Origin of the sequence: Variovorax sp. E3 (assembly GCF_016082275.1) — a bacterium.
Lineage (GTDB): Bacteria > Pseudomonadota > Gammaproteobacteria > Burkholderiales > Burkholderiaceae_C > Variovorax.
Genome location: NZ_MOWM01000182.1, coordinates 1 through 14,139 on the forward strand (window position 1 = coordinate 1; position 14,139 = coordinate 14,139).

The window sequence follows — 14,139 nt, forward strand, 5'->3', positions numbered from 1 at the left end:
GCCGCCGCCGTGCAGGCGCAGCAGGCACCACAGGCGCCGCGCGCCATCGCGCCGGGCACGCCCATCCGCGTGCTGATCGGCGTGCCCGCCGGCGGCACGCAGGACGTGCTCACGCGCGCCATCGCGCAGGAAGTGCGCGAGTCGCTCGGCCCGCTGGTGGTCGACAACCGCTCGGGCGCCGCGGGGCGCATCGCGGTGGAAGCCGTGAAGACCGCCGCGCCCGACGGCCACACGCTGCTGCTGGGCACGGCCAGCATGATGACCATGTTCCCGAGCGCTACCGGAACCTGTCGTACGACCCCATCAAGGACTTCCAGCCGCTCCTGAACGCGGCGCGCTTCGAGCTGGCGCTGGTGGTGCACAAGGACGTGCCCGCCAACACCCTGGCCGAGTTCATCGCCTGGGCCAGGGTGCAGCCGGGCGGCGCGAGCTTCGCGTCTTACGGCGCGGGCACGCCCTCGCACTTTCTGGGCGAGATGCTCAACCGCTCGGCGGGGCTGTCGATGTTGCATGTGCCCTATCGGGGCTCCACGCCCGCGCGCCAGGACCTGATGGGCGGCACCGTGCCGGCCTACTTCGACACCGTGGGCGGCGCGCAGCAGATGCTGCCGAGCGGGCGCGTCAAGGTGATCGCCACCAGCGGCGAGAAGCGCTCGCCGCTGATGCCCGCCGTGCCCACCTTCGTCGAGGGCGGGCTGAAGGACGTGGTGGCCACGGCCTGGTTCGCCTACTACGCGCCGCTGAAGACGCCCAAGCCCGTGGTCGACCAGTTGCGCGCCGAGTTCACGCGCGCGGTGAACACGCGCGAGGTGCGCCAGCAGCTGCTGCAGAACGGCATGTACCCGGTGGGCGACGGCCCCGACGCGCTGCTGAAGACGATGCGCGAGGACACGGCGCGATGGGCGTCCATCATGAAAGCGGTGAACTTCCAGGCGAACGACTGAGCACCCGCCCGGCCACCTAAACTCGACGGATGGCCAAGGACAAAACAACTTTCGTCTGCAGTGAATGCGGCGGCACCAGCCCCAAATGGCTCGGCAAATGCCCGAGCTGCGGCGCCTGGAACACATTGATCGAACAGGTCGCGGGTGCCGGCGGCGCCGGCCCGGCCAACAACCGCTTCGGCACGCAGTTCGCGTCGCTGGCGGGCGCGTCGGAACTCGCCACGCTGTCTGAAATCGAGGCGACCGATGTCGCGCGCACGCCCACCGGGCTCGACGAACTCGACCGCGTGCTGGGCGGCGGCATCGTGTCGGGCGGCGTCACGCTGATCGGCGGCGACCCCGGCATCGGCAAGTCGACGCTGCTGCTGCAGGCGGTCGATGCGCTGCAGCGCGCGGGGCAGAACGCGCTGTATGTGACGGGCGAGGAAAGCGGCTCGCAGGTCGCGCTGCGCTCCAAGCGGCTGGGGCTCGACCACTCGCAGGTGCAGGTGCTGGCCGAGATCCAGCTCGAGAAGATCATCGCCACGCTCGACGCCACGCGCCCGGCCATCGCGGTGATCGACTCGATCCAGACGGTCTACTCCGACCAGCTCACGTCCGCCCCCGGTTCGGTGGCGCAGGTGCGCGAATGCGCGGCGCACCTCACGCGCTTTGCCAAGACCAGCGGCACGGCCGTGGTGCTGGTGGGCCACGTCACCAAAGAGGGCGCGCTCGCGGGCCCGCGCGTGCTGGAGCACATGGTCGACACGGTGCTGTATTTCGAGGGCGACACGCATTCGAGCTTCCGGCTCGTGCGCGCCATCAAGAACCGCTTCGGCGCGGTGAACGAGATCGGCGTGTTCGCCATGACCGAGCGCGGCCTGAAGGGCGTGACCAACCCGAGCGCCATCTTCCTGAGCCAGCATGCCGAGCCGGTGCCCGGCAGCGTGGTGCTGGTCACGCTCGAAGGCACGCGGCCGATGCTGGTCGAAATCCAGGCGCTGGTCGACAACGGCGGGCCGAGCCCGCGCCGCTTGTCGGTGGGCCTGGACCGCGACCGCCTGGCCATGCTGCTGGCCGTGCTGCACCGCCATGCGGGCGTGGCCTGCATGGACCAGGACGTGTTCGTGAACGCGGTGGGCGGCGTGCGCATCAGCGAGCCCGCGGCCGACCTGGCCGTGATGCTGGCCATCACCTCGAGCCTGCGCGGCAAGCCGCTGCCCAAGGGCTTCATCGCATTCGGAGAAGTGGGCCTGGCCGGCGAAGTGCGGCCGGCGCCGCGCGGGCAGGAACGCCTGCGCGAGGCCGCCAAGCTGGGGTTCAGCGTGGCGGTGGTTCCAAAGGCCAACGCGCCCAAGAAGGGCGCGAAGGAAATCGAAGGGCTGACGATCCACGCCGTCGACCGCATCGAAGAGGCGATGGACGTGGTCCGCCGCCTCGACTGATCAACACGTCGCCGGCTGTTCTCCGGGGAAAAAATGACCCGGCGCGCATCGACGCGCCGGGCCCACCCTCCCTATCCCCCGATGTGCATCGTGAACGCCGGTCCGCTGTTGAGCACGCATTGGCCGCTGCCCAACGTGGCCGAGTTCATCGTGTACTGGCAACTCAGGTTGCCGCCGCGGCTGCCGGTGGCATTTGCCACGCCGGTGCCCCGCAAGCCCGCGACCCGGGTTGCTTCCCCCTGAAACTGTTCGCCGCCGATCTGTGCGTTGAAGTGGCCGCGGCCGTTCATGTCGTTGGTCACCGTGCCGGCAACGGCGCCGTAGCGCGCGGCCTCCGCATTCGAGGGGTACAGCCGCGCGTTGAAGGTCTGCGCGATCGGTCCCGGCGCGACGGCATAGGACTGCGAAGACGGCACCACGGGAGCGGGCTGGCCGAGCGGCACCACGTAGCAACCGCTGAGCACGGTGCCCGCGAGCGCGGCGACGAGGGTGAGGCGAACGAGAGTGACGGAGCGCGAAGTATTCATATGCTTTTCAGCGGCCCGGGCAGATGCCCGTGCGGCGAAATGTGCCCGCTCGTCTCCCGCCGCCGCGCGCTTTTGGCGATGAGTACCGCCGCGCGCGCCCGGCGGTAGCCACGGCCGCTACCGCGATGCGCCGGTGCCGCTTCGCGCCGGCCCGCGTGGACCGGCCCGAGGTCTTTTGCCGGACACCCCCGGGCGGGCGGCGACAATGCGCGCCATGAATTTCAAGAAATTTCTGGTGCCCGTGGGCGCCATCCTCCTCCTGGGGCTGGCCTGGCGCAGCGGCGGCTGGGGCGGCGTGGCCCTGGCCGGCGGCGCGATCGTGATGTTCCTGCTGTTGCATTTCAACCGCGCGATGCAGGTGCTCAAGCGCGCGGCCGAGCGGCCGGTGGGCTACGTCGCAGCGCCGTGATGCTCAACGCCAAGCTCAAGCCGAACGTGACGCTGATGCACGTCATTGCCATGACCCGCGCCCTGGGCGAACTGCGCTCGCCCAAGGACACGCAGCCCGAGCTGTACCGCTGGACCGACGGCGGCGGCTCGTACGTCGACGCCGTGTTCAACGGCGGCAAGCTGCAGAGCTGGACCATGACGCGGCCCGAGAACCCGGGCGACGAAGAAGAAGGCGGCGGCACCCCCGCGGCCTAGGCCGCGTCGCCCTTGCCGCCGCGCGCGGGCTTCGGCCTGGGCTGCCGCCACGGCGGGTTCGCCTTCGCGTGGTGGCGCGCCTCCTTCGCGAACTCGGCGCACACGTGCGTCATGAGGTCGGCCGAGCGGTAGACCAGGAACACGTCGAAGTCGGGCACCGCGTCGGTGAGCGGCAGTTTCTCGAGCAGGCCCGGCTGCAGCCGCAGCGGCCCCGCGCCGTGGAACACGAAGTCCGACCACATGCTGATCAGGTCGGTCTGCGTGGCCAGCTGCAGGCCCAGCAGGTTCGACGCGCTGTGCACCATGCGCTTGGGCATCGGCAGCCCGTGCATGTTCATCGTGCTCACCAGCGGGCTGCCCGCGTCGTCGACCGGATCGAGCACCAGCCAGTCGGCGTCCAGCAGCGGCTGCAGCTTGCGCACGCGCCGCAGCGGATGGCCGGCGCGCACCGACAGGTGCATGGCCACTGAAAAAAGCGGCTCCCACTGGAAGGCGTTGGTGCCGGGGCCGTTGCAGGTGGAGATCAGCCCCAGGTCGAGCCGGCCTTCGCGCAGGCCCTCGAAGATCTGCTGCGGCCGCAGCTCGAAGCCGCGCAGCGCCACGTTCGCAAAGCGCTGGCGAAACGACGCCATCGCATCGGGCAGCGGCCCGCTCGACGCCACCGCGGTGAAGCCGATGTTCAGCTGCGCCTCGTCGTGCCCGCGGATCGCCTCGATGTCTTCCAGCGCATGGCGCAGCTCCTGCTCGACCAGGCTCGCGCGCTTGACCAGCGCCGTGCCGTAGGCCGTGAGGCTCACGCCGCGCGTGGAGCGCGACATCAGCGTCACGCCGAGCTCGCGCTCCAGCTCCGAGATGGTCTTGGACAGCGCGGGCTGCGTGGTGTGCAGGCTGCGCGAGGCCTCGTGGATGCTGCCGTGCTGCGCCACCGCCAGCAGGACGCGCAACTGTTGCAGCTTCATCGTGGTGCCGGTCTCTCGAAATGGGGCATCTTGGGGCTTGTCCCGATGGCTTCCGGGGCCTGTTTATGACGGGGATGCCGTTTGGTTATCAGCATGAAAATTTGTGATTCTTTGCCACGGCGCTTTGCCTGAATACTCCGCCGCGAAGGGGCCGGTCCGACCCCCGCAACCTGTTCGTGGAGTGACATTAGATGAGCGAAGCCGCATTGCCCGCAAGCCCGATTCGAGGCGCCTCACCCGCCGCCACCCCGCACGCGGCCCATGCGCCCCATGCGGCGCAAGGCAAGGGAAAGCAGAGCCAGTTCCGCCTGATCGCCGCCTGCTCGCTGGGCAATGCGCTGGAGATGTACGACTTCACCGTCTACAGCTTCTTCGCGCTGCTGATCGGCAAGTTGTTCTTTCCGTCCGACAGCCCCTACGGCTCGCTGCTGCTGGCGGTGGCCACCTTCGGCATCGGCTTCGTGATGCGCCCGCTGGGCGGCGTGATCATCGGCAACTACGCCGACCGCAAGGGCCGCAAGGCCGCGATGACGCTGACCATCGGCCTCATGGTGCTGGGCACGCTGTGCATCGCGCTGGCGCCCAGCTATGCCTCGGCCGGCGTGTTCGGCTCGCTGATGATCGTCGCGGGCCGGTTGCTGCAGGGCTTTTCGCTCGGCGGCGAAGTGGGCGCGGCCACCTCGATGCTGATGGAGGCCGGCGGCGTGAAGGGCCGGGGCTTTCGCGTGAGCTGGCAGCTCGCGAGCCAGGGCGTGTCGGCATTGCTGGGCGCGCTCACGGGCGCCGCGCTGTATGCCGCGCTGCCGCAGGCCTCGCTCGAAAGCTGGGGCTGGCGCATGCCGTTCCTGCTGGGCCTGTTGATCGCGCCGGTGGGCCTGTACATCCGTTCGCACCTGGAAGAAACGCACGTGGCCGAGAGCCACGCGTCCAGCCCCGTCGGCCGGCTGCTGCGCAACCACGGCGGCACGGTGCTCAAGGGCATCCTGGCCACCACGGCGGGCACCGCGACCATGTACCTGGTGGTGTTCTTCATGCCCACCTACATGATCCGCGTGCTGCACATGCCGCCCTCGCTGTCGCTGCTGTCGGGCTGCGTCACGGGCATCACGCTGTTCGTGGTGTCGCTGGTGGCGGGCCGGCTGGCCGACCGGCTGCCCAACCGCAAGCCGCTGGTCATCGGCTCGCTGCTGTTCAGCGTGATCGCGGTGTACCCGGTGTTCTGGGTCATCAACCACTACCCGAGCGTGCCGCTGGTGCTGGCCCTGTCGGCGCTGCTGACGGCGAGCGTGAACATCGGCACCACGCCCATGTTCCTGATGCTGCTGGAGATGCTGCCGATCGGCGTGCGCGCCAGCGGCATCTCGGTGATCTACAGCATCGGCGTGACGGTGTTCGGCGGCTCCTCGCAGTTCATCGTGACCTGGCTGCTCGCCACCACCGGCAACCCGATGGCGCCGGCCTTCTACATGATGGTCTGCGGGCTGCTGAGCCTGGGCGCGCTGCTGAGCCTGCGTGAACGCAAGGCCGATTGAACTCCCCCCACACGACGAACTTTTTTCCCATGACACGCGAACTCAGCCCCCAGACCACCAAGCTCCTGTCCCGCCTGCTGCCGCAGGCCGACGTCGACACGCAGGCCTTCGTCGACATCCGCCGCCAGATCCACGCCAATCCCGAGCTGGGCTTCGAGGTGAGCGCCACCAGCGAGCTGGTCGCCAACCTGCTGCGCAGCTGGGGCTACGAGGTGCACACCGGCATCGGCAAGACCGGCATCGTGGCGCAGCTGAAGCTGGGCAGCGGCACGCGCCGCCTGGGCATTCGCGCCGACATGGATGCGCTGCCCATCACCGAGGCCACGGGCCTGCCGTATGCGAGCCGCAACCCCGGCCGCATGCACGCCTGCGGCCATGACGGCCACACGGCCATCCTGCTGGCCGCCGCGAAGGCACTGGCGGCGGCGCGCGACTTCGACGGCACGCTGAACCTGATCTTCCAGCCCGACGAAGAAAACCTCTGCGGCGCGCGCGCGATGATCGAGGACGGCCTGTTCGAGCGCTTTCCCTGCGATGCGGTGTACGCGCTGCACAACGCGCCCGGCGTGCCGGTGGGCACGGTGCTGGCGGTCGAAGGCCCGGTCACGCTGTCGTCGGACGTGGCCGACGTCACCCTCCAGGGCGTGGGCGGGCACGGCGCCATGCCGCACCGCGCGCGCGACCCGGTCGCGGCCGCTGCCGCCGTGGTGACGGCGCTGCAGACCGTGGTGGCGCGCAACGTGGCGCCCGACGACACGGCCGTGGTGTCGGTCGGCTTCATTCGCGGCGGCGCCACGCACAACGTGATTCCGCAGTCGGTGGCGCTGGGCCTGAACGTGCGCGCGGCACGGCCCGAGACGCGCGCGCTGGTCGAACAGCGCATCCGCGAGATCGTGAACCTCACCGCGCAGGCGCACGGCGTGCAGGCCGAGATCGACTACCGCCAGCTGGTGCCGCCGGTGGTCAACACCGCGGCCGAAACGCAGCTGCTGGCGCGGGTCTGCGGCGAGATCGTGGGCGAGGCCAACGTGGTCACCGAAGTGCCGCGCGGCTTCGCGGGCAGCGAGGACTTCGCCTGGATGCTGGCCGCGCTGCCGGGCTGCTATCTGCTGCTGGGCAACGGGGAGGGCGAGTTCGGCGGCTGCATGGTGCACAACCCCGGCTACGACTTCAACGACCAGGTGCTGCCGCTGGGCGCCGCCTGCTGGGTGCGCCTGGCGCAGACCTACCTGGTCGCCTGATCTTTCGAGGGAGGCGGCGCGTCAGAAGGGCGCGTCAGAACGGCGCGTCCTCTTCCTCGGCCGCATCGGCCGGGGTCGTCGTGGTGGGCGCGGCTGCGGCGGCGGCGGCGGGCTTCACGGTGTCGTCCGGCGGCGCGGCCGAGAACGCCGCCTCGCCGCCCAGCGCGTCGAGCAGCGCCGGCACCAGCTGGCCCAGTTCGCCCGTGGCAATGGCGACGTCGGCGTCGTAGTTGTCTTCCTTCTTGCCGCCCGAGGCGCCGTCGCCCGTGCCTTCGAGGAACACGATCTTGCGGATCAGCAGGCCGTGCGTGAGCTCGAAGGACACGCGGTCGTCCCAGGTCAGGGCCAGGCGCGTGGGCCGCTTGCCGTCGGTGATGTGCTTTTGCACTTCCTCGATGTCCAGCGGGTGCTTGGCGTAGCGCACCACGGCCTTGGAGTCGTCGGAGGCCTTGAGCTCGCACTCGCGGTCGATGGTGAAGCCGGCCGGCGGCTCCTGCGTGAGCAGCCAGTTGGCCATGGCGGCGGCGGGCTCGATCTGCGTGTTGATCAGCGCCACCGCAAAGCCGTCGAGCGACTTCACCAGGCTGGTGACCACTTCGTCGGCGCGCGCGGCGTTGCCGCTGTTGATGACCAGGCGGTTCTCGGCCTTGTCGATCCACACGGCCACGCGCGCGCTGCGCGTGAAGGCCATGGGCAGCAGCTCGAGCGTGATGTCTTCCTTGAGGTCCTTCTTTTCCTTCTTGCCGGGCTTGCGGCCGGTGGTGGCCTCGATGCTGGCGCAGCGCTCGTCGAGCTTGCGGCGCACCACGGAGCCGGGCACGGTCTTGCTCTCGATCATGTATTCGACCAGCCACTGGCCGTCGATGGACTCGACCAGCGGGCCGCCGGCTTCGCCGCGGGGTTCGACCCAGCCGGCGGATTTTTCCTGCGAGGGGCCGCACGGCACGAAGCGCTGCTTGCCCAGCCCTTCTTCCGCCTCGGCCAGTGTTTGGGACCAGGCAGGTTCGATGCGATAGACGATGACGTTCTTGAATACGGACACGGGAACCCTTTTTCCACTGGTTTGGACAACCAATCATTGTCGGGCACCGCGCTAATCCTGCCGCCGTAAAATCGAAAGCTTTTGCGACTTCCCACCTCGCTCCCCAACACCGCTCCCAAAGGAATCAGGAAATGAGCTCGATCCCCCCCTCGCTGGACGACCGTGACGGCAAGATCTGGATGGACGGCGAACTCGTGGACTGGCGCGACGCCAAGATCCACGTGCTCAGCCACACGTTGCACTACGGCTGCGGCGCCTTCGAGGGCGTGCGCGCCTACAAGACGGCCGACGGCGGCACCGCCATCTTCCGCCTGGCCGAGCACACCGAGCGCCTGTTCAACAGCGCCAAGATCCTGCGCATGAAGATCCCGTTCACGCCCGAGCAGCTCAACGAGGCCCAGAAACAGGTGGTGCGCGAGAACAAGCTGGAAAGCTGCTACCTGCGCCCGCTGATCTGGATCGGCTCCGAGAAGCTGGGCGTGAGCCCCAAGGGCAACAAGATCCACGCCATGGTCGCGGCCTGGTCGTGGGGCGCCTACCTCGGCGAAGAAGGCATGAAGCGCGGCATCCGCGTGAAGACCTCCAGCTACACCCGCCACCACGTCAACATCACGATGACGCAGGCCAAGACGGTGAGCAACTACACCAACTCGATCCTGGCCAACATGGAAGCGCTGGACGACGGCTACGACGAAGCGCTGCTGCTCGACGCGAGCGGCTTCGTGTCGGAAGGCGCGGGCGAGAACATCTTCGTGGTCAAGGGCGGCGTGGTCTACACGCCCGACCTGTCGGCCGGCGCGCTCAACGGCATCACGCGCAACACCATCCTGCACGTGTGCAAGGACCTGGGCCTGGAGCTGGTGCAAAAGCGCATCACGCGCGACGAGGTCTACATTGCCGACGAGGCCTTCTTCACCGGCACGGCCGCTGAAGTGACGCCCATCCGCGAGCTCGACCGCATCGAGATCGGCAACCGCGGCGACGGCGGCGCCCGTGGCCCGATCACCGAGAAAATCCAGTCTGCCTTCTTCGACATCGTGAACGGCAAGAATCCCAAGTACGCCCACTGGCTCACGAAAGTCTGAGAAAACACATGTCCACCAATGCAGTCGTCGAACTCCTGGCCAAGGAGCTCAACCATCAGGGCGGCGTGTTCTGCCCCAGCCCCAAGGCCGACATGAAGCTCTGGAACAACCACCCGAAGGTCTACCTGGACGTGGCCCGCACCGGCGAAGCCAAGTGCCCGTACTGCGGCACGGTGTACCGGCTGAAGGCCGGCGAGACCGTGTCGTCGCGGCATTGACACATTGACACTCGCCGCCCTGTTGCGCCGCTTTGCCGCGGCGTACCTGGTGCTGCTGGTCGTGCTGGCCGTCGTGCTGCAACTGGCCGGCGCCTCCTCCAGCATGGGCGGCAACATGGCCGCCCTGATCGGCGCCATGACGTGGGTGTGCGTGGACTTCACCAAGAAGAACGGGCGCTACTTCACGCGCGAGGAAAAGCGCCGCGCCGTGCTGGGCATGCTGGCCATCGACATGGCGCTGCAGGCCGTGGTGGCGGTAGCGGTCAGCCTGTTCTTGAGCGTGCCGGCCCCGGCGCTGGTGCCGATGCTGCTGGCGCTGCTCTTCGTCGGCGTGCTGCACGCCCTGGCGATCTGGTTCTACGTCGCTTCACCGGCAAGCAGTACGCGGCGGCCGAAGCCAGGCGCAACAAGAACAACGGCTGAGCGGCGGCCGGTTCAGGGGGTTCCGATGGAGGGCAGCCGCCGCGACGGCCACAGGTCGCGCCACGGATCGGGGTCCTGCTTTTCCTGCGCGAGCCGCAGGTAGATCATCGCGATCCACAACAGCGCCAGGCCGATCTGCGCGTCGCGCAGCGCCGAGTTCACGCTCGACGCGATCAGCGCGATCAGCGTGGCCGCCAGCGCGTAGCGGCCCGCCATGTCGGGCCGTTTCCACGCCTGCCAGACGCCGGCGACCATGATGGCCAGCAGGCTCAGCAAGGCCGGCAGCCCGCCCTGCGCGCCGACCCACAGGAAGTCGTTGTGCGGCATGTTCGAGTCGGCGAACAGCACCGGGCCGCGCTTGTGCCATTGCTCGGTCCAGCCGCCGATGCCCCAGCCGGCGAGCGGCTGGTCGACGATCATGCGGCCGGTGTCGCGGTACATGTAGTAGCGAATGACCCAACTGCCCTTGAAGACCGCGCCGGCCTGCGCCTCCTCGAGTTCCTGCACGCCGGTCTCGACCTTGTGCTGCAGCTGCGGCAACTGGTAGAGCCCGGCGCCCAGCACCACGGTCCCCAGCACCAGCGCGCCCACCAGCATCTTCAGGTGGTTGCGCCACTGGTGGATGCACACCGCCGGAATCACCAGCAGCAGCGCCAGCACCGAGGTGCGCGAGGTCAGCGGCAGCGCCACCACCAGGCCCAGGCCCAGCATGAGCACGAACGCCGGAATGGCGCGCAGCGGCTTGTGCGCGGCGATCTGCGCAATGCCCCAGACGGCGGCGGTGGACGCCACCACGCTGAACAGCAGCGCGTTGCTGATCGACTTGTTGCCCACCTCCATGACCACCGCGCGCAGCGGCGACCAGAGCGGAAAGCCGATGGCGTAGTAAGCAATGATCAGCAGCACGTTGAGCGCGGCCACCAGCAAGAAGCCGCGCAGCGCCCAGATCGCTTCCTCGCGCGTGAGCGCCATCGCCATCAATATCGTCAGGCCGATGCGCAGGCCGTGGAACAGGTTGGAGGGGGTCTCGGGGTAGTGCGGCCGCACGGCCAGCACGATGAAGGTCCAGGCCAGGTAGGCCATCACCGGCCACCACAGGGGGTTGGCGCGCAGCCGCGCGAAGCGCTCGCGCCCGCCGCCGGCCACCAGCAAGGTGAGCAACAGCACGATGGCCGACAGGTAGGTGACGCCGACCGGCATGAACACCACCAGCCCCCAGAACATGGCCGCGGGCCGAACGATGTGCGATCTCTGCATAGGGGCGGGATTTTAGGTGGGGCTCATGGCCCCAGCCTGACTTCGCCCCGGCCGCGCCGGTCTCAATGTCCGCGCGTGGCGGCCGGCAGGCGGATGACGAAGCTCGCGCCGCCGCCCGGGCGGTCTTCGCAGCGCACCGTGCCGCCGTGGCGCTCGGCGATCGACTTCACCAGCGCCAGCCCCAGGCCGACGCCGCCGTTGCGCTCGCTGGCGCCGGGCAGCCGGTAGAAGGGCTCGAAGATGCGCTCGCGCAGCGCGGCGGGCACGCCGGGGCCGCGGTCGTTGACGCGCACCGTGGCAAAGCCGTTGGCGCTGCCCAGCTCCACCGCGATTTCGCCGGCGCCGTAGCGGCGCGCGTTCTCCAGCAGGTTGCGGATCGCGCGGCGCAGCAGGCGCGACACGCCCGGCACGGTGAGGGTCGCGTTGTCGGTGCCTTCGGCCAGGTCGAGCTCGGCATTCACCTGCGAGCACTCTTCGGCCGCCAGGCCGGTCAGGTCGACCGGTTCGATGGTGCCCAGGTCTGCCTCGCTGGCGTCCAGCCGGCTGGCCAGCAGGATCTCGTCGATGAGCTGGTCGAGCTCGCCGATGTTGCGCGAAATCTCTTCGCGCGCCGTGGCGCTCGGGCGCTCGCCCATCAGCTCCAGGCCCATGCGGATGCGGGTGAGCGGCGAGCGCAGCTCGTGCGAGGCGTTGGCCAGCAGCGACTTGTGCGAACGCACCAGCTGTTCGATGCGTTCCGCCGACGCGTTGAATCGTTTGGAGAGATCAGCCACTTCGTCCTGCCCTTCTTCGGTCACGCGCACCGACAGATCGCCTTCGCCCCATTTCTGCACGCCGCGCTGCAGCGACTCCAGCCGCTGCGTGATGCGCCGCACGATCGGGTAGACACCCAGCGCCACCGCCACGCCCACCAGCGCGATCATCCAGCCCAGCCCGAAGGGCGTGCGCCACGGCGCGAAGCCGCTGGAGCCGGCGGGGCGCTCGCGCGGCGCCACGCGCAGCGTGATGTCCTTGCCGTCGCTGAGCGTCACGTCGAACTCCAGGCCCTGGCCCGGCACGCGCATGGCCTTGCCGGTGCCGATGGGCTTGTCCTGAGCGTCGAGCACGACCACGTCGCGCGGCACCGGCGCCAGCCGCTCGCGTTCGGCCTGCGCGGCCTCGCGCACGATCCAGTTGGCCATCAGCGTGAGGATGACGACGCCGCCCACCACCGCGAGCCAGATGCGCACGTAGAGATGGCGGGAATAGAGGCTGCGCAGCATCGGCAGCCGTTCAGTCTTGCTGCTTGGCGAACACGTAGCCCACGCCGCGCACCGTGAGGATGCGCTTGGGGTTCTTCGCGTCGACCTCGATGGCGGCGCGGATGCGGCCCATGTGCACGTCGATCGAGCGGTCGAAGGCCTCCAGCTCACGGCCGCGCACGGCCTCCATGATCTGGTCCCGCGTGAGCACGCGGCCCGCGCGCTCGGCCATGGCCACCAGCAGGTCGAACTGGTAGGAGGTGAGGTCGGCCAGCGCGCCGGCCACCGACACGGTGCGCGCGTTGCGGTCGATTTCCAGCGTGCCGAAGCGCATCACGGTGGAGGCCTCGGTCTCGGTGGCGTTCTCGCTGCGCCGGCGCAGCACCGCGCGGATGCGCGCCAGCAGCTCGCGCGGCTCGAAGGGCTTGGGCAGGTAGTCGTCGGCGCCGATCTCCAGGCCGATGATGCGGTCCATGGGGTCGCCCTTGGCCGTGAGCATCAGCACCGACACCTTCGAAATGGCGCCGGGCAGCGCGCGGATGCGGCGGCAGACCTCCAGGCCGTCGGTGTCGGGCAGCATCAGGTCCAGGATCACGAGGTCGGGCGCGTGCTGCTGCAGCTGTTCGAGGCCGGTGGTGCCGTCACCGGCGTGGTTGAAGCCGAAACCCGACTGCGTCAGGTATTCGCCCACCATGTGCGCCAGGCGGGCATCGTCTTCGATCATCAGGAGTTGGGGGGTGCTCATGCGCTTCATGGTCGTCCACAGGGAGCAAGCGGGCTTGAACGCTCCGTAAAGTTGGGTAAACCTCGCGCCCGGCGGTCAACCGGATGCGCTGCGAAAAGCATAGCGCCCCACCCACTGTTCATGGGCGCCATGGTCCTGTTTCATCGCCCGCCCCCTTGCGGCGGCGGGCGTCGGGGCCGTCAGGCCGTCGGGCTCAGTTGCAATCGCAGCGCGAGCGCGCTCGACAGCGGCAGCTCGATCGGCACGCCGGCGCTGCCCTCGGCCTGCGCCAGCGCCTCGAACAGGCTCAGCGCGTCGGCCATCGGGTTGATGCCCACCAGCGTGCGCGCGGCCTGCGAGCGCGGCGCGGTCGGCTCGGCGGCGGCGTCGCTGGCCAGCGACCATTCGAACGATGCCACCGTGCGCTCGGTGCGCTCGTGCGCCACCACCAGCGCCACGGCCAGCAGGCCGCGGCTGTCGGTCACGGAGGTCAGCGGGCCCAGCGTGGGCGTGTCGTAGCCCACCAGCAGCACCGGTTCGTGGTCGGCGGCGCATTGCACGGCGGCCTCGAACAGGCCGGCGGCAAAGCTGTGCTCGAAGGCCGAGACGGCGTTGCTCGCGGCCATGCAGCCGGTGCCGATGGTCCAGTAGCCCACGGCGGCGTTGTGCACCGAGTTGTGGAACTTGGTGGGCGACAGCATCTTCGGGTCGGTCGCGAGCGTGCTGCACATGTAGTCGTTGATCGACAGGTCGCCGTGCGCCGAGGTGAACAGGCAGGGCACGTCGGCGGCGTTGCGGCCCGAGCCGGCCATGGCGGCGGCCGCCACTTCGAGCGCCAGTGCCACGGTGTCGGGCGCGCGGCGGCGCTCGGCCGGAG

At 69.3% G+C, this 14,139-nt stretch carries 13 protein-coding genes and 2 pseudogenes; 8 read left to right on the plus strand and 7 right to left on the minus strand.

The window, feature by feature from the left end:
* Nucleotides 1-156: 156 nt before the first annotated feature.
* Nucleotides 157-944 (plus strand): annotated as a pseudogene (locus tag BMG07_RS35650) (Bug family tripartite tricarboxylate transporter substrate binding protein).
* A 29-nt stretch (nucleotides 945-973) separates the two neighbouring features.
* Nucleotides 974-2,368 (plus strand): DNA repair protein RadA, encoded by a 1,395-nt coding sequence (radA, locus tag BMG07_RS35655; protein WP_198088454.1) that lies wholly within the window; start codon nucleotides 974-976, stop codon nucleotides 2,366-2,368.
* A gap of 71 nt (nucleotides 2,369-2,439) precedes the next feature.
* Here the strand turns inward: radA and BMG07_RS35660 are convergent, their stop codons facing one another.
* On the minus strand, nucleotides 2,440-2,895 hold the full coding sequence (locus BMG07_RS35660) for a hypothetical protein (RefSeq protein WP_198088455.1): 456 nt from the start codon (nucleotides 2,893-2,895) through the stop codon (nucleotides 2,440-2,442).
* A 205-nt stretch (nucleotides 2,896-3,100) separates the two neighbouring features.
* On the opposite strand from BMG07_RS35660, the pseudogene BMG07_RS35665 reads away from it, so the two are divergent.
* Nucleotides 3,101-3,540: pseudogene (locus BMG07_RS35665) on the plus strand (glycerate kinase).
* Here the strand turns inward: BMG07_RS35665 and BMG07_RS35670 are convergent.
* Nucleotides 3,537-4,499, minus strand: coding sequence for a LysR family transcriptional regulator (locus BMG07_RS35670; protein ID WP_198088456.1), 963 nt, complete (start codon nucleotides 4,497-4,499; stop codon nucleotides 3,537-3,539). The pseudogene BMG07_RS35665 and the gene BMG07_RS35670 sit on opposite strands and share 4 nt — an antisense overlap.
* Nucleotides 4,500-4,690: 191 nt before the next feature.
* Between BMG07_RS35670 and BMG07_RS35675 the strand changes: the two genes are divergently transcribed.
* A complete protein-coding gene (locus BMG07_RS35675) occupies nucleotides 4,691-6,031 on the plus strand; it encodes an MFS transporter (RefSeq protein WP_198088457.1) in 1,341 nt (446 codons plus the stop codon).
* Nucleotides 6,032-6,060: 29 nt separating this feature from the next.
* Nucleotides 6,061-7,272, plus strand: coding sequence for a M20 aminoacylase family protein (locus BMG07_RS35680; protein WP_198088458.1), 1,212 nt, complete (start codon nucleotides 6,061-6,063; stop codon nucleotides 7,270-7,272).
* Nucleotides 7,273-7,306: 34 nt separating this feature from the next.
* Here the strand turns inward: BMG07_RS35680 and BMG07_RS35685 are convergent, their stop codons facing one another.
* Complete coding sequence (locus BMG07_RS35685) at nucleotides 7,307-8,314, minus strand: recombination-associated protein RdgC (protein WP_198088459.1); 1,008 nt, start codon at nucleotides 8,312-8,314, stop codon at nucleotides 7,307-7,309.
* Between the two features lie 131 nt (nucleotides 8,315-8,445).
* Here BMG07_RS35685 and BMG07_RS35690 point away from each other — a divergent pair, with 131 nt between their 5' ends.
* From BMG07_RS35690 to BMG07_RS35700, 3 genes are read left to right on the plus strand one after another with little or no spacing between them, the layout of a single operon-like run.
* Nucleotides 8,446-9,399: a branched-chain amino acid transaminase gene (locus BMG07_RS35690; protein WP_198088460.1), complete on the plus strand. Its 954-nt coding sequence runs from the start codon at nucleotides 8,446-8,448 to the stop codon at nucleotides 9,397-9,399.
* Between the two features lie 8 nt (nucleotides 9,400-9,407).
* Nucleotides 9,408-9,617 carry a zinc-finger domain-containing protein gene (locus BMG07_RS35695; RefSeq protein ID WP_093127844.1) on the plus strand — a complete coding sequence of 70 codons (210 nt, stop codon included), beginning with the start codon at nucleotides 9,408-9,410 and terminating at the stop codon, nucleotides 9,615-9,617.
* 4 nt (nucleotides 9,618-9,621) lie between these two features.
* Complete coding sequence (locus BMG07_RS35700) at nucleotides 9,622-10,143, plus strand: ABZJ_00895 family protein (protein WP_269759728.1); 522 nt, start codon at nucleotides 9,622-9,624, stop codon at nucleotides 10,141-10,143.
* Here BMG07_RS35700 and BMG07_RS35705 read toward each other — a convergent pair.
* From BMG07_RS35705 to BMG07_RS35720, 4 genes are all read right to left on the minus strand, one after another.
* Nucleotides 10,053-11,297, minus strand: a complete 1,245-nt coding sequence (locus BMG07_RS35705) for an O-antigen ligase (RefSeq protein ID WP_198088461.1) — start codon at nucleotides 11,295-11,297, stop codon at nucleotides 10,053-10,055. The genes BMG07_RS35700 and BMG07_RS35705 overlap by 91 nt on opposite strands.
* A 62-nt stretch (nucleotides 11,298-11,359) precedes the next feature.
* Nucleotides 11,360-12,559, minus strand: coding sequence for an ATP-binding protein (locus tag BMG07_RS35710; RefSeq protein ID WP_198088462.1), 1,200 nt, complete (start codon nucleotides 12,557-12,559; stop codon nucleotides 11,360-11,362).
* A gap of 10 nt (nucleotides 12,560-12,569) precedes the next feature.
* On the minus strand, nucleotides 12,570-13,292 hold the full coding sequence (locus BMG07_RS35715) for a response regulator transcription factor (protein WP_198088463.1): 723 nt from the start codon (nucleotides 13,290-13,292) through the stop codon (nucleotides 12,570-12,572).
* A 170-nt stretch (nucleotides 13,293-13,462) separates the two neighbouring features.
* The coding region (locus BMG07_RS35720; protein ID WP_198088464.1) for a beta-ketoacyl synthase chain length factor at nucleotides 13,463-14,139 on the minus strand (677 nt) is incomplete at its 5' end.

Excerpts from the sequence above, each read along its gene's own strand:
- radA (WP_198088454.1), top strand. The coding sequence starts at position 974 with ATGGCCAAGGACAAAACAACTTTCGTCTGCAGTGAATGCGGCGGCACC.
- BMG07_RS35660 (WP_198088455.1), bottom strand. The coding sequence starts at position 2,895 with ATGAATACTTCGCGCTCCGTCACTCTCGTTCGCCTCACCCTCGTCGCC.
- BMG07_RS35670 (WP_198088456.1), bottom strand. The coding sequence starts at position 4,499 with ATGAAGCTGCAACAGTTGCGCGTCCTGCTGGCGGTGGCGCAGCACGGC.
- BMG07_RS35675 (WP_198088457.1), top strand. The coding sequence starts at position 4,691 with ATGAGCGAAGCCGCATTGCCCGCAAGCCCGATTCGAGGCGCCTCACCC.
- BMG07_RS35680 (WP_198088458.1), top strand. The coding sequence starts at position 6,061 with ATGACACGCGAACTCAGCCCCCAGACCACCAAGCTCCTGTCCCGCCTG.
- BMG07_RS35690 (WP_198088460.1), top strand. The coding sequence starts at position 8,446 with ATGAGCTCGATCCCCCCCTCGCTGGACGACCGTGACGGCAAGATCTGG.
- BMG07_RS35695 (WP_093127844.1), top strand. The coding sequence starts at position 9,408 with ATGTCCACCAATGCAGTCGTCGAACTCCTGGCCAAGGAGCTCAACCAT.
- BMG07_RS35705 (WP_198088461.1), bottom strand. The coding sequence starts at position 11,297 with ATGCAGAGATCGCACATCGTTCGGCCCGCGGCCATGTTCTGGGGGCTG.
- BMG07_RS35710 (WP_198088462.1), bottom strand. The coding sequence starts at position 12,559 with ATGCTGCGCAGCCTCTATTCCCGCCATCTCTACGTGCGCATCTGGCTC.
- BMG07_RS35715 (WP_198088463.1), bottom strand. The coding sequence starts at position 13,292 with ATGAAGCGCATGAGCACCCCCCAACTCCTGATGATCGAAGACGATGCC.